This window comes from Pseudomonas sp. GW823-FHT03E05 (genome assembly GCF_058796855.1).
Genome location: NZ_JBXAJB010000001.1, coordinates 1607176 through 1623771, shown reverse-complemented (window position 1 = coordinate 1623771; position 16596 = coordinate 1607176). Strand labels below are relative to the sequence as shown.

General features: G+C 67.3%; 4 protein-coding genes. All 4 read left to right on the top strand.

What is annotated here, in order from left to right; all coding sequences use genetic code 11:
* Positions 1-339 precede the first annotated feature (339 nt).
* Entirely contained in the window at positions 340-1518 is a 1179-nt protein-coding gene (locus AC1RCO_RS07005; RefSeq protein ID WP_492617569.1) for a substrate-binding domain-containing protein, read from the top strand.
* A 125-nt stretch (positions 1519-1643) separates the two neighbouring features.
* Positions 1644-2822, top strand: coding sequence for a substrate-binding domain-containing protein (locus AC1RCO_RS07000; RefSeq protein WP_011061053.1), 1179 nt, complete (start codon positions 1644-1646; stop codon positions 2820-2822).
* Positions 2823-3022: 200 nt separating this feature from the next.
* Positions 3023-15586 (top strand): filamentous hemagglutinin family protein, encoded by a 12564-nt coding sequence (locus tag AC1RCO_RS06995; RefSeq protein WP_492617568.1) that lies wholly within the window; start codon positions 3023-3025, stop codon positions 15584-15586.
* A 165-nt stretch (positions 15587-15751) separates the two neighbouring features.
* The gene (locus AC1RCO_RS06990) at positions 15752-16468 is read left to right on the top strand and encodes a class I SAM-dependent methyltransferase (protein ID WP_492617567.1); all 717 of its coding nucleotides are present in this window, start codon (positions 15752-15754) and stop codon (positions 16466-16468) included.
* The last annotated feature ends 128 nt before the right edge of the window (positions 16469-16596 follow it).

Sequence of the window (16596 nt, the reverse complement as noted above, 5' to 3'; positions counted from 1 at the left end):
AGGCAACGGGCCAACCTCGGGTTCCTCGTTCTGTCATGTTCAGACCCGGTGGCCAGCCCCCTCGGCGCTTGCAGGGCAATGCCGCTTCCAGCCCCGGCAACCTGGCGGTCATTTTCCCGGGAAAGGCGCGAAAACCTCCGACAAACACCCGAGAATCTTTTGCAAAAACAGGCGCTTTCTCCCGAGGTTTTTTCCTTTATCTGTCACCGGAAACTGCGAACTTCTCTCCCCATGGCCTCACCCATCAAGCCGTCTGGATCAAGGCTTCTGGCCCGAGTGCCATGGCGTCATGCAAGAGCTATTCACCCAACGTACGAACACGACGAAAGGAGATTCTTCATGTTTAAGCGCAACGTTCTCGCGGCATCCCTGACCCTGGCTGCCCTGTGCTCGGCACAGGCTGCAATGGCTGATATCAACGGCGGTGGCGCAACCCTGCCACAACCGCTGTACCAGACCGCTGGCGTACTGACCGCCGGCTTCGCTCCCTACATCGGCGTAGGCAGCGGCAACGGCAAGGCTGCCTTCCTGAACAACGACTACACCAAGTTCGTGGCCGGCACCACTGGCAAGAACGTGCACTGGGCCGGTAGCGATTCCAAGCTCAGCGCAGCAGAGCTCAAAGGTTATGAAGACAATCACCAAGCGGCCTGGGGCAAGCTGATCCAGGTGCCTTCGGTGGCCACTTCGGTTGCCGTTCCATTCAACAAGGCTGGTTCCACCGCCGTTGACCTGAGCGTCAATGACCTGTGCGGCGTGTTCTCGGGGCGCGTTTCCAAGTGGGAGCAGCTTCCGACTTCGGGCCGTACCGGCGCCATCACCGTGGTTTACCGCAATGAAAGCAGCGGCACCACCGAGCTGTTCACCCGCTTCCTGAACGCCAAGTGCGCCGAGACCGGCACCTTCGCCGTGAGCACCAACTTCGCTTCCAGCTACTCGGGCGGCCTGCCTGCCGGTGCGGTTGCCGCTGTTACCAGCCAAGGCGTCATGGACGCGCTGAACGCAGGCGACGGTCGCATCACCTACATGAGCCCGGACTACGCCGCGCCGACCCTGGCCGGCCTGGACGACGCTACCAAGGTGGCCAAGGTGGCTGGCGTTTCCCCGGCGCCTGCCAACGTTTCCTCGGCTATCGCCGCGGTTGCCGTGCCTGATACCACTGTTCGTGGCGACCAGAACCTGTGGGTTCCTGTCTTCACTTCCCAGGCCAACATCGACGCCAACCCAAGCGACAAGAGCCTGCGCCTGTACCCAACCAGCGGTTACCCAATCCTGGGCTTCACCAACCTGATCTTCAGCCAGTGCTACGCCGACGCTAACCAGACTTCGCAAGTACGGGCTTTCTTCAGCCGTCACTACGGTGCCCTGGTGAACAACGACACCGCCATCAACAACAACCGCTTCGTGCCTCTGCCAGCTGCCTGGAAAACCGCAGTACGTGACTCGTTCGTCACTGCCTCCAGCGGCCTGAGCATCGGTAACGCCAGCGTCTGCAACGCCATCGGCCGTCCGCTGTAACTCTCGCGTCCGATACCTGCAGCACCCGGATCAGCAACGGTTTCGACCGTTGCTGATTTTTTTCATGCTCGGCACAACGGTCCGGCACGAGTGCTCGCCCGTCCTGATACGACAGGAGTCATGTCATGTTCAAAATGCATTGGTTAGCCACGTCACTGGTGGGCAGCGCCCTATGTGCCCAGTTGGCCCTGGCGGATATCAACGGTGGCGGGTCGACGCTGCCGCAGTCGTACTACCTGGCGCCCGGGGTACTGACGGCGGGTTTTGCGCCCTACATCGGCTCTGATCTCGGGGACAAGGAAGCCTTTCTGAACAACGACTACAACCGCCTGATTCCGGGCGCCCCTACCCGGAACGTGCACTGGGTGGCCACTGAATCGAAGTTGAGAGGCAGCGAACTCGACGGCTACTCCATGGCCCATGGCGCGAGCTGGGGGCCGTTGATCCAGGTGCCCGTCGCCGCCACGGCGGTGGCGATCCGCTTCAACAAGGCCGGCATTGGCAACCTGGACCTGAGCGTCAATGACGTGTGCGGGATCTTCTCGGGCCGGCTGGACCGTTGGGAGTACCTGTCGAGCGGTGCAGGCACTTACGGACCGCTGACGGTGGTCTACCCGCAAGGGCCCAGTGGCACCACCGAGCTGTTTACCCGTTTTCTCAATGCCAAGTGCTCTGAACCGGCCGGGCCTTTCGCGGTGACCCGGTTCTTCGCCAACGCTTATCCAGCCTCGGTGCCACAGACCGCCAAGAGCGCGCAGGGCAGCCCCCAGATCATGGAAGTGCTCAATGCAACCCCGGGGAGTGTGACCTTCATCGGTTCCAGCCACGCATCCAGCACCCTTGCCGGGCTGGAAGATGGCAGCAAGGTAGCGCGGGTAGGGGGGATAGCCCCGACACCGGCGAACATCGTCAACGCCATCAGCCTGATCAGCCCGCCGACGGCGAACCTATCGACCGGCCCGTTCAGCGACCCCATCAGGTGGGTACCGGTGTTCGCCGCTTCGTTCGATGGCAATGACCCCTCGGTGGTGCCATTTCCCAGCGTCGGGTATCCGATCCTGGGCTTTAGCACCGCGATTTTCAGCCAGTGCTACGCCGATGCGACGCAAACCGCCCAGGTGCGGGCGTTCTTTGCCCGCCAGTACGGTTCGCTGGTCACTAACGATGCGGCACTGCTCAACAACAACCTGCAACCCTTGCCGGCGATCTGGAAGGCCGCGATACGGAACGCCTTCGTGACGCCCGCCAGCCTGCGCAGTATCGGCAACCCCAATATCTGCAACGCCATCGGCCGACCTTTCTAGCCGGCCAGCGCCGCTTGCCCCTGCCTGCCGCCGTGGCACGCAGGGGCAGGGGCGACACCCTGCACCCCAAAGATGAATTTTCCGTGACATCCGTTCGGTCGCGCCTCGCGCCAACGGCCTATCCCCTAAAGCAGTGACGCGCGCCCTGGGCCCTACAAGCGTCGCGCTCCCGTGGGCGTCATAACAAAGGATGAGTAGTAATGGTTCGCTGCAAACCACCGGTCAAATCCCCCGCGCTGCGCCCTGATGGCGAGTTGCCGATCCTGCGGCTCAAGCCCCTGGCCCAGGCCATCGCCCTGCTGATGGTGGCGGGCAGTGCCCATGGCGCCACGGCCTTCAGTTCCGGCTGGTTCGCCGACAAGGGCGCGTCCCAGGCCGCCACCGCCGCGCGCACCAACGGCCAGGTACCGGGGATCCCGCCGCTGTCCCAGCAGACCCGCGCCAACCAGCAGTTGCAGCGCTCCCTGAGCAACCTCAATTCCAGCGTTGCCGCCATCGCCGCCCAGCAAGCGGCCCAGGCTGCCGCACGCCAGGCCGCATTCGGCACGGTGAGCACCATTCCCGATGGCCTCGGCGAAGGCGGGCTGAAGGTCGACAACAGCCTGACCCAGGGCTGGCTCAATGCCAAAGGGCCGGTGCAGAGCCAGTCCGGCGGCAAGACCACGGTGACCATCGAGCAGACCGCCGACAAGGCCATTCTCAACTGGGAGACCTTCAACGTCGGGCGCAACACCACCGTCGATTTCCAGCAGCAGTCCAACTGGGCGCTGTTGAACAAGGTCAACGACCCCAATGGACGGCCCAGCGAAATCCAGGGCCAGATCAAGGGCGCCGGTACGGTGATGATCATGAACCGCAACGGGGTGATCTTCAGCGGCACCAGCCAGGTCAATGTGCGCAACCTGGTGGCGGCCGCGGCCACCATCAGCGACGAGCAGTTCACCCAGCGCGGGCTCTATGTGGACGCCAACGGCACCCAGCCGACCTTCAGCGATGCCCTGGGCAAGGTCCAGGTGCAGCGCGGCGCGCTGATCCAGACCCACCCGGCGGCCACCTCCACCGAATCCGGCGGCTATGCCTTGCTGCTGGGCTCGGAAGTGGAGAACGCCGGCACCATCGTCACTGCCAAGGGCCAGACCACCCTGGCGGCCGGCGACAGCTTCTACATCCGCCGCGGGGTCGGCACCAGCGGCAACCAGCACTCCACCACCCGGGGCAATGAAGTTGCCACTTCGCTGAAGGCCGGCAGCAGCGCCGGCAAGGTCAGCAACAGCGGCCTGATCATGGCCTCCACGGGCGACATCACCCTCACCGGGCACCAGGTGGCGCAGAACGGCGTGGCCCTGGCCAGCACTTCGGTGGACACCCGCGGCACCATCCATTTGCTCAACTCCGCCAGCGACAGCACCGGCAGCGTGACCCTGGGGCAGGGCAGCACCACCGCAATCCTTCTGGACAGCAGTGGCAGCAACGCTCTGGACAGCCAGCGCAACAACGGCCTGATCAACCTCGACGGCACCCCGACCAACCTGATCACCGGCCAGTTCAACAACCTCAGCAGCGTGGCCGACCGCAGCGACCAGTCCCGGGTGGAGATCGTCAGCGGCGGCACCGTGGATTTCCAGGACGGCTCCATCACCCTGGCCACCGGTGGCCAGGTGGCGGTCAGTGCCGGGCAGCGCAGCCTGGTGCGCGATGGCGCGGTGATCGATGTGGCCGGCGCCGTCGGGGTCAAGGTGGCGATGGAGTCCAACAACATCAAGATCAACGTCCAGGGCAACGAGCAGCGCGATTCGGCGGGCAACCGCGACAGCGGCCAGTTGATCAACAACGACGTCTGGGTCGACCTGCGCGAGCTGGTGTTCGTCCCGGCAGGCACCAACGGCTACGCCACCGATCGCTGGTACACCGCCGGCGGCCTGCTGGAAGTGGGCGGCTACCTGGGCACCCAGGGCCACAACGTCGGCGAGTGGATGGCCCAGGGCGGTACCCTGACCTTCACCGGCAAGGACGTGGTGACCCAGTCCGGCGCCCAGTTGAACCTCTCCGGCGGCACCGTCGATGTGCAGGGCGGCTACATCCAGCAGACCTGGCTCAAGGGCGCCGACGGGCGCTTGTACGAGCTCTCCAGGGCGCCGGGGGACCTGCTCTACACCGGCATCTACAAGGGCTATGTGGACAGCAGCCCGCGCTGGGGCCGCACCGATTACTACTACAACCCGCTGATCGCCCAGCAGCGCCGCTACGAGGCCGGCTACAGCGTCGGCCGCGACGCCGGCAAGCTGGTGATCGGCACCAGCAACGCCGTGCTCGAAGGCCAGCTGGTAAGCGAAGTGTTCAAGGGCGACCGCCAGACCCAGGCGCCGAACATCAACCTCGACGGCTACCAGCAATCGCACAAGGCCGCGGCCCAGCGCGCGCAACTGATCATTGGCAACTACACGCCGATCTACAACAAGGCCAGCGGCACCCTGCGCTACGCCCTGAGCCCCAGCGTGGACAAGGTGCTGATCGAGGCCAACCAGCAGAAGATCGCAGACGGCCTGGACCTCGCCACAGCCCTGCCGGCCAACCGCCAGGGCCAGCTGGTGCTGGACAGCGACCAGCTCAACGGCTTCCAGCTGGGGGCGATCAAGGTCGGCGCCAGGCAGCAGGTCCAGGTCAACGGCGCGCTGAAGGTGGCCGATGGCGGCGACATCACCCTGTTCGGGCCAGAGGTCAAGATCAACGCCAACCTCACCGCCCACGGTGGCAGCATCAACGCCGGCAACGTGCTGAACCAGGTGGATGTGAACCGCAACTTCGTGGTCGGCGATGTGATCCTCGCGCCCACCGGCGGCGCCCAGGCCCGGGTCGATGTAGCCAGCGGGGTCAAGCTGGATGCCAGCGGGCGCTGGAACAACCTGGCCCTGGACCCCTCGGACAGCAGCGGCCTGGCCTTTATCAACGGGGGCAAGGTGTCGCTGCGCAGCAGCGGCGACCTCAACCTGGCCAACGGCACCCTGGTGGATGCCAGCTCCGGCGCCAGCATTGCCTATGACGGCAAGACCAGCGGTGGCAAGGGCGGCGACGTGACCCTGGCCGCCGACGGCAAGCTTGACCTCGATGGCGAGCTGCGCGGGTATGGGGTCAACGGCGGCGGCACCCTGGCCCTGCAGGCGCACAAGGTGCTGATTGGCGCCCATGATCCGGCCCCCGAGGCCGGCACCCTGCAACTGGCCGGGGATTTCTTCAACAAGGGCTTCGGTGCCTACGACATCACCGGCAACGAAGGGCTGACCGTGGCCGAGGGCGCGCAGGTCGAGGTCAACATGCCGGTCCACCGCTTCGGGGCCCAGGCCAGCAGCAGTGCCACTGGCAGCGACCCGGCCACGGTGCTGGAGCGCTGGTTGCCGCAGCTGTACCAGCAGGATGCAACCAGGGGCGTGCTGACCCAGCGCCGTGGCGCCGGCCTGACCCTGAGCGCCGGCAACCAGTACTCCACGGCCGCCCAGTTGGCCACCACGGCGCTGAGCGTGGGGCAGGGCGCGGTGATCAGTGTCGACCCGGGGCAGGCCATCAACCTGCGCAGCGTTGGCCAGTTGACCCTGAACGGCACGCTCAATGCCTGGGGCGGCAGCGTCAGTCTGGGCGGCCTGACGGTGGCCAGTTCCGAGGCCGCCAATGCCGCCGGTCACGGGCGCTCGATCTGGGTCGGCGAGCAGGCGGTGATTGATGTGGCGGCGCGGGCGGTGAGCGCCGTGGACAACCGTGGCCGCCGTTACGGCCAGGTGCGCAATGGCGGCAAGATCGCCATCGGCGGCGAGATCGACCTGGCCACCGGTATCGCCAAGGCCAGCGACCTGTTTGTGGTGGTGCGCGAGGGGGCGCGTCTCGACGCTTCCGGCGCCCAGGCGGCCCTGGACATTCCCGGCCAGGGCCGGGTGCAGGTGGCCAGCAACGGTGGCAGCATCAGCTTCGCGTCCAACAACGGCCTGTACCTGGACGGCAGCTTCGTCGCCCGGGCCGGAGGCGCTGGCGCTGCAGGGGGCACCTTGTCGCTGGCCCTGGAAAGCCCGTACTACATCAAGAACGCGGTCAGTGACCGGGTGCTCAAGGCCCGGGAGCTGGTGCTCAGCCAGATCCATCAGGGCAGTGCATTGCCCGGTAGCGCCGACGCCGCGGCCGCCAGCCTGGAGTATGGCCACGGCCGCCTAGGGGTGGATCAGGTCACCGCCGGCGGCTTCGACAACCTGGCACTGCTGAGCAACGGCCTGTTGAGCTTCGATGGCGATGTGTCGCTGAACATGGGCCAGAGCCTGCGCCTGTACAGCGGTGCCCTGAACCTCAGCGAAAGCGCCGCGGCCAATAGCCGGGTCGACCTGTCGGCACCCTACCTGCTGCTGGCGGGCATCCTCGCGCCGCTGGAAGCCAAGGACCAGTACGTGCGTCCGGTCTCCACCGGCACGCCGTCGCAACAGGCCACCCAGGCGCAGTTCAATGCCAGCGGCAACCTGATCGATGTGCGTGGCAACGTGGTGTTCGGCAGCAAGGGCACGTTGCGCCAGGCCGACAACAGCCTGCTGAGCGTCGAGCGCCGCGGGTTCGACCATGTGCAACTGACCAGCCAGGGCGACCTGCGCTTTCTCGCCGGGGCCGGGGCCGATGTGATCGCCAAGGGCATCAGCACCCAGTTGCTGACCCAGGGCGACATGACCCTGCGGGCCGCGCAGTTGTACCCGGGTACCGAGGTCGGGGCCCGGGTGATTGCCGGCTACCTCAACGATATTTCCGGCACCAGCATCAACTTCGACCCCACGCGCACCCTGACCATCGGCCGCACCGGCCAGGGCGAGGCGCCTGTGCCGTACTCGGCCTTCGGCCGCTTGCAGCTGGGCGCGGCCAACATCCAGCAGGGCGGGGTGGTCCGTGCGCCCCTGGGGCTGATCGAGATCGGCAACCTGGGCGCTAGCAAGGTCGAGCTGCTGCCCGGCAGCCTGACTTCGGTCAGCGGCAAGGGCCTGGTACTGCCTTACGGCGGCACCGTCGATGGCCAGGTCTACAAGTACAACGGCAAGACCGTGACCTTCCTCGGCCAGGGCGCCCTGGTGAATGAGAACAGCGACCTGAGCGTCGGGGTGATCCTGGGCGGCAAGTCGGTGCAGGTACAGCCCGATGCCACCGTGGACCTGTCCGGTGGTGGCGAACTGCTGGGCGCCGGGTTCATTTCCGGGCGCGGCGGCTCCACCGATGCGCGCTACAGCCCGCTGGTGCAGATCGGCGCCAACGGCAGCTTCATCCTCCCGGGCCTGGGCAGCAACCCGATCTACGCCATAGTGCCCGGGGCGCAGCCGGGCTATGCGCCGGTGGCACCGGAGGGTGGCGCGGTGGACCCGCTGATCGGCCAGCAGATCACCATCGGCGCCGGGGTTCCGGGGCTGGCGGCGGGCACCTACACCCTGATGCCGTCCACCTATGCGCTGATGCCGGGGGCCTTTCGCGTCGAGATCAACGGCCTCGCCGGGCTCGGCACCGAAGGCGCGACCCAGCCGTTGCGCAATGGCTCCTGGTCCACCGCCGGGCGCCTATCGATCGCCCATACCGGGATCAGCAACAGCGTCGCCAGCCAGTTGATCCTGACCTCGGCCGACACCCTGCGCCGCTATTCCCAGTACAACGAAACCGGCTATGCCCAGTTCGCCCTGGCCGATGCCGCCAAACTCGGGGTGCCACGGCCGATGCTGCCGGTGGACGCCAAGACCCTGAAGCTGGCCCTGGAGCCGGGGGCCGGTGCGGATGCCTTCTCGTTCAAGGGCATTGGCCGTTTCGATGCCGCTGCGGGGGGCTATGGCGGCACCGTCGCGGTGTTGAACATGGGCAGTGGCAACATCGAAGTGGTGGCGGCCGGCAAGTCGGCCACCCAGGGTTTCAACGGCGTTACCCTGGATGCCGACAGCCTCAACGCCATGGGCGCAGCGCGCCTGATGCTGGGCGGCCTGACGCTGGTCAAGTACGGCCAGGGCGGCAACTACATCACCGTGGCCGAAGGCGTGAACACGCCCAAGGGCTCGATCACCTTGCGCGAGGGCGCCACCCTGGCCGCGCCGGAAGTGTTCCTGGTGAGCAACACCGGCGAGATCGTCCTGGAGCAGGGCGCCTCGATCAATACCCTGGGCCGAGGCAAGGCCAGCTATGACGCCCGTGACGGTTTCACCTACCAGGTGGCCAATATGCTGGCGGTGTCCAACGGCCTGCTCAACGTGATCAGCAAGGCCCAGGCCGGCGGACAGACCAGCGGTGGCATCCGGCTCGGGGTGTGCGCCAGCGCGCCGTGCAGCGGGCAGACCGCACTGTATTCCGATGGCAGCCTCGTTGCCTTGACCGACAACGCCTTCGAGCTGGGTGACCAGGTGCGCTACGGCACCCGCCACCTGAACCTGGGCCTGAACAACATCAACGTCGGCAGCCCGGAGGCGCTGGCGGCAGCGGCGGCGGGCAATCGCCTGCCCAGCGGCATGACCCTGACCCAGCAACTGCTCGACCGCCTGCTGCGCGGCGATACCCAGTTCGGCGCCCCGGCCCTGGAGACCTTGCAGCTCTCGGCCCGGGACGGCTTCAACTTCTACGGCAGCGCCAGCCTGGACACCTACGACCCGGCGACCGGCAAGTCGCTGCTGAGCAACCTGATGCTCTCCACCCCGGCGATCTACGGTGCCGGGGGCGCCAATGATGTGGCCAGCATCCACACCGCCAACCTGATCTGGCAGGGTTCCGAGACCCCGGCAGGCGCGGTGGTGGCCGGCGGTGCCGGAACCGGCAGCGGCCGCCTGCAAATCAATGCCGAACGCATCGAGTTCGGCTACGGGGCCTTTGCCCAGCCCAGCACCACCAAGAGTTTCGACCGCCTGGCCCTGGGTTTTGCCAACGTCGACCTCAATGCCAGCCAGCGCATTACCGCCAACCACAAGGGCAGCCTATCGGTCTACCAGAGCCAGGGCGCCTTCGATCCGCTCAAGGGGTTTGCCTACAGCGGCGGCAACCTGAATATCCTCACCCCACTGATGACCGGCGAGGCCGGCTCGGTGAACCGCATCACCGCTGGCGGCGCCATGGATATCGGCGCCTCGGCCGGCCCTCGTGGCCAGGCCAATGGCCAGGGCGCGGAACTGTCTCTGCAGGGCGACAGCATCCGCCTGGCCAGTGCCGTGGTGCTGCCCAGCGGCAAGGTGACCCTGGGGGCCCGGGGTGATGTCAGCCTGACCGATGCGGCGCTGATCGATGTGGCTGGCCGCACCATCGCCTTCAATGACCTGAGCAAATACGGCGCCGGCGGCGAAGTGCTGCTGCAGAGCGCTACCGGCAATGTGCTGCAGGCCACGGGCTCGACCATCGACCTTTCGGCCACCCATAACCAGGCCGGCAAGCTGCGGGCGGTGGCGCTGGACAGTGCGGCCGGGCGGGTAGACCTGGCGGGCAAGGTCCTTGGCGGCAGCAGCGGCTACTACGATGCCGGCGGCACCCTGGTGCCGTTCCTCGGCGCCACGGTGGAAATCCAGGCCCAGCACCTGGGCAGCAGCGGCACCCTGGACGAGCAGTTCGCCGCCCTCAACCAGCGCCTGAACCAGGGCCAGGTCTTTGGCGCACGCAGCTTCCAGCTCAAGCAGGGCGACCTGACCATCGGCGACGGGGTCAGGGCCAGCACCGTCAACGTCTCGGTGGACAACGGCAGCCTGCGGGTTACCGGGCGAGTGGACGCCAGCGGCGAACGGGTCGGCAGTATCAACCTGGCGGCCGGCAAGGGCCTGACTCTGGACGGCAGCGCGGTGCTCGACGCCCACGGCAGCAAGCTGCGGGTGGACAGCTACGGCAAGATCATTGACTCACCGAACCGCGCCAGCGTGGTGCTCAGTTCGGGCCAGGGCCGCCTGACCCTGGCCGACGGTGCGCGTATCGACCTGCGCCACGGCACCGACGTGGCAGTGGGCAGCGCTGCGGGGCAGAACGACGGCCGCAGCCGCGGCACCCTGGAGCTGAACGCGCCGCGCCTCGTCCAGGCGGACCAGAGCAGCAACGACATCGACATCGATGCCCGCGGCCCGCTGGATATCCAGGGCGCGCGCTCGATTGCGGTCAACGGCATGCTCCGCTACGACGATGCTCCGGAAAAAACCGACGCCACCGCCAGCGGCCGCCCTTACCAGGAAATCACCCAGGCCTACCTGGATGCCAAGCATGCCCAGAGCACGGCCTTTATCAATGCGGCCCTGCAAAACAGCGACCTGCTGCAGAACAAGCTGGCTGGCCTGAACAACGCCGGCTATGCCGACGCCTTCCATCTGCGGCCCGGGGTCGAGATCGTCAGCAAGAGCGCAGACGGCGACCTGGTGGTGCAGGGCGACCTGGACCTGTCGGGCTATCGCTATGCCAGCCTCAACCCCCACAGCCAGAAGACCTCGGTCTACGGTTCCGGCGAGGTCGGCAGCCTGACCCTGCGCGCCGGGGGCGACCTGAATGTCTATGGCAGCATCAACGACGGCTTCGCGCCGCCGCCTGCCACCGTGGACGACAAGGGCTGGGTGCTGCTGCCGGGCGTGGACTTCACCGGTGGCACTATCATCGTGCCGGGCAACGGCGTGACCCTGGCCGACGGCACCGCCTTCCCGGCGGGCAGCACCCTCAACTACGACCTGCCGATCAAGGGGCTGACCGTGGCCGCGGGCACGCGCCTGCCGGTCACGGCGACTCTGGACCAGACCCTGGTACTGCCGGCGGGTACGGTACTGGCGGCGGCGATTCGCGATGCCTCGGGCAACCTGCTGTTCGCCGCCGGCACCCTGCTCGGCGAGCCCCGGACCCTGGTCGCCGGCACCCGTCTGGAGGCCGGGACGCTGTTGACCCAGGGCACCCAGCTGCGGTCCATGACCTGGCCCAAGGGCGTGCCGCTGCCGCAAGTACACCTGGCCAATGTGAACAACAACATCGTCATGCTCGACGGCAGCAAGGCCCTGCCCAAGGGCGGGCTGATCCCGGCCGGCACCAACGTCAAGCTGCCGAGCGGCGTCGACTCGGTGCAGTTGCGGCCCGAAGACGTCGGGCGCCAGGGCAAGCTCTGGGCCATTGCGCCGATGCTTGCCGAAGGCTCGCAATCCTGGTCCCTGCGCCTGGTGGCCGGGGCCGATACCAGCGCAGCCGACAGCCGCATCGTGCAGGCCAACCCACGCAGCGGTGACTTGCATCTGGCGGACAGCCATTACGGGATGTTCGCCAAGGAACTGCCCAGCCAGGTGGTGCGGACCTGGACCCAGGTGGCGGTGGATGACCTGGCCGGCGTAGGGATAGTGGTCAAGGCCGGCGATCCGATCGACGAACAACTGCTGGTGGATCTGGGGCAGACCTCGATCGAGCAGTTCTGTGCCGACAGCCCGGCCTATTGCGCGATCAAGGCCAGCTACGCCTGGACCCAGCTGGCGGTGGACGAGCTGGCGGGCGCCGGGGTGGTGGTCAAGGCCGGCGATCCGATCGATGAGCAACTCCTGCTGGACCTGGGGCAGTCGTCCGTCGCGGCCTTCTGTGAAGAGTCGCCCGCCTTCTGCATGGCCCTGGACAGCAAGACCTATGGCGCAACGCCGTCCAGCAGCCGCTTCAGCGTGATCCGCACCGGCACCGGCGACCTTGAACTGCTCAGCGCCGGCAACCTGAGCATGGACTCGCTGTACGGGGTCTACACCGCCGGTACTTCCTCCACGGCGACGACGGCCGGCGATCCCTACAACCAGCCACGGGCCCTGGGAACGGGAGCCACGGTGCTCAATGACCCGGGCAGTTACTTCGAGCAGTTCGTCAATGGCAGCGGCACCAGCCTGTACCGCGCCTGGTACCCGGAGGCGGGGGGCAACCTGCGGGTCAGTGCCGGTGGCGACCTGACCGGCAATATCAGCAGTACCGCCAACGACAGCCGTGCCTGGCCCAACCCCAAGGACAACGGCCAGGACTCGGCCGAAGTGGGCAACTGGCTGTGGCGCCAGGGCAGCGGCGATGTCGCCACCGGCGGTTCGGCGCAACCCGTTGCCTGGTGGATCAACTTCGGCACCTATGCGGCCAACGGCAGCGCCGACCGGATGCTGGGCTTTACCGGGTTCGGCACCCTGGGCGGCGGCAACCTGGAGCTGAATGTCGGCGGTGACGCGGGCATCCTCCAGCGCCTGACGGACAGCGCCGGCGCCTCCACCGTGGCGCCCCGCAGCCAGGGGCTGGTGCTGGCCGTGGGCAGTACCGGCCGGGTCGCCAGCGATGGCAGCCTGCAACTGACCGGCGGTGGCGACCTGCGGGTGAACATTGCGGGCGCCTTGAACCCGGCCAGCAACCTGGTCATCGAGCATCGCAACGGGGTGGTGGTCAACCTGCGTGGCAGCAGCCATTTGCAGAGTGCCTCCCTGGGCAGCATCGACCTGCACTATGGCGGCACCGCCGTTGACCACAACCCCAGCGAAGCCCGGGCCTTCGACCCGTTGCGCGCCACCCGTGGCCTGGCCCAGGGCGGCCTGACCCTGGTGCCCGGCGATGCCACCTTCAACCTGCAGAGCCGCGGCGACCTGGTGGTGCAGAACGTCGAGGACCCGGGCCGGGTCCGCCAGTTCAACACCGCGCTCTTCAGCCGTGGCAGCCAGCAAGGCAGCGGCCGGAGCTGGTTCACCCTGTGGACCGAGCGTACCGCCATCGACCTGATGTCCCTGGGCGGCAACCTGACCCCGCTCACCAGCCCTGGCAGCACCGATCTGGCGGTGGTCTATCCGTCGATCCTCAGGGCCGTGGCAGCCAGCGGCAGCCTTTACTATGGCAAGGCCGCCAGCGCGCAAGTCGGCGACCTCAACTACCGGGTGCCGCTGTTCCTGGCGCCGGGCGCCGCAGGGCAGTTGCAGTTCCTGGCCCAGGACTCGATCTACGCGGGCGGTTTCACCGTCAGCCAGTCGGGCGCCGCGGCCGCTTCGGTGGCCACGCCCTGGCGTCCGGCATTTGTCGGCAGCATCGAGGGTGAGGTGGTGGCCAGCAACCTGTCGGTCAACGGCAACCCGGTCATCGGCTCGATCCTGCCGTTGTTCGCCTTCGGTTCCGGCAGCGTCTCCGGGCTGGTTGCCGGCCCGGCCGATCCGGCGCGTTTCTATGCGGTGAACGGCGACCTGATGGGGGTCAACAGCGGCCGGATCATCACCTTCGGCCAGGCGGCCTCCCAGTTGCACTCGGGGCAGACCTGGTACGAGGGCAGCCGCCCGGTGTGGATGATGGCCGGGCGCGATATCGTCAGCAGTGGCCGGACCTTCGGCGTCGAGGACCCGGTCAATGGCTCGACCTCCCAGGGCAACCTGTTCGTGCACAACAACCCCAGCGACATCTCCGTCGTCAGCGCCGGGCGCGACATCCTCTACAGCAACTTCAACGTCGCCGGCCCCGGCACCCTGGAACTGACCGCGGGGCGCAACATCCTCATGGAGGACAAGGTCAGCGTCACCAGCATCGGTGCCGTGGCGCCGGGGGACCGCCGGCCTGGGGCGAGCATCGTGATGCAGGCCGGGTTCGGCCCCAACGGCCCGGACTACCGGCGCTTCGTCGAGGCTTACCTGGACCCGGCCAACCTCGCCCAGCCGGGCGAAAGCCTGTCGGGCGCCCGAGTGGCCAAGACCTACGAGGGCGAACTGCTGGACTGGCTGGCCGAGCGCTTCGGCTTTGTCGGCGACAGCGTCCAGGCCCGGGCCTATTACGCGGCCCTGCCCGCGGAACAACAGCGGGTGTTTGCCCGGAATGTGTATTTTGCCGAGCTCAAGGCCGCCGGCCGCGAGTACACCGAGGAAGGCGGCATGCGCCAGGGCAGCTATGCCCGTGGCCGTGCGGCGATTGCCGGGCTGTTCCCGAGCACCGACGTGGCGGGCAACCCGATCACCTACCAGGGCGATATCACCCTGTTCGGCGGTGCCGGGGTGCACACCGACTTTGGCGGCAACATCCAGATGCTGACCCCGGGCGGCAACCAGACCTTCGGCATCGAAGGCACGGCGCCACCGGCCTCGGCGGGGATCATCACCCAGGGCGCGGGGGACATCCAGCTGTACTCCCTGGGCAGCATCCTGCTGGGCCAGAGCCGGATCATGACCACCTTCGGCGGCTCGATCATGGGCTGGTCGGCGGCGGGCGACATCAACGCCGGCCGCGGTTCCAAGACCACCGTGGTCTATACACCGCCCAAGCGGGTCTACGACAACTGGGGCAACGTCAGCCTGTCGCCGTCGGTGCCCAGCACCGGGGCGGGGATCGCCACTCTCAACCCGATACCCGAAGTGGCGGCCGGCGACATCGACCTGATCGCGCCCCTGGGCACCATCGATGCCGGCGAGGCGGGGATCCGGGTCTCGGGCAACGTCAACATCGCCGCTCTGCGGGTGGTCAACGCGGCGAACATCCAGACCCAGGGCAAGTCCAGCGGGGTGCCGGTCACGGCGGCGGTCAACACCGGCGCCATGACCTCGGCCAGCGCCGCCGGCTCCGCCGCGTCCCAGGCCGCGGAAGATGCGGCCCGCAACCAGCAGGCGGCGGCCAAGCAGGGCCGGGCGTCCATCGTCACCGTGGAAGTGCTGGGCTTTGGTAGCGAACCGGTGCAACGCCCCCGTGAAGACGCCAGCCGCGCCCCGGGCTACAACCCCGACAGCCCGGTGCAGGTGCTGGGCGCCGGGCCCTTGAGCGACCAGGCCCGGGCGCGCCTGACCGACGAGGAGCGCGGGCAACTGACGCTGTAGGTTCTCTCGTGGTAGCAAGGCTTGGGGGGCGATCGTCGATCGCCCCTTTTTTTTGGAGCAGGGGAGGTGCTATTCCAGGTGGGAATGCAATGAATAAAAACAATGAATTTTAATTATCAAACCGCAGGGCCTAGCCTGTCCCGATCCTTTGAATGGAGCCCTGCCATGACCTCATCCTCGGTAAACCCGGCTGAAAAATTCGACCGCTCGCGAGCCGACGAATACGCCCGCCAGAGCCGTATCGCCCTGGCGGGCTACGACGCCTGCCATGACCTTGCCGCCTGCATGTTGGCGGCCAGCCTGGGCGAGGGGCGTGCGGCCCACATCCTGGCCGTGGGGGTCGGTGGCACGGCCCAGGAGATTATCGCCATGGCTTCCCTGGAACCGGGCTGGCGCTTTACCGCTGTAGACCCCTCGGCACCGATGCTGGAGACAGCGCGCCAGCAGTTGCAGGCGCAGGGTTTGCTGGAGAGGACCGAAGTGCGTCTGGCCACGGTGGACGAACTGGCGGCGGACGAACCCTTCGACGGGGCCACGCTGATCGGCGTGCTGCACCATCTGCCCGGTGATGAAGCCAAGCGGCAACTGCTGCGGGCCATCGCCCTGCGCCTCAAGCCCGGCGCGCCGCTGATCGTCGCCGGCAATCATTACGCCTACGCCGGCCAGCCCCTGCTGCTGGCGGCCTGGGGGCAACGCTGGCGCCAGCAGGGCGCGACGGCGGATGAGGTACACGCCAAGCTGGGGAAAATCCTTCAGGGCGCCGACCCGCCCCATTCCGAGGCGGCGGTGCAACGGTTGCTCGAAGAGGGCGGTTTCAGCGCGGGAACACGTTTCTTCAGCAGCCTGTTCTGGGGCGCCTGGCTGAGCCGCAAGAGTCGCTGAGGGGCCGCTCGAACATGCCTGGCACGCCTTCAGGCCGGCAAGTTCCACAAGGTCATCACTCATGGAGTGTCGCCGCATGCCGGGCCAGCCCGCGAGGCCGGTATCGCCTTTGAGCATCTGCTGTGCAT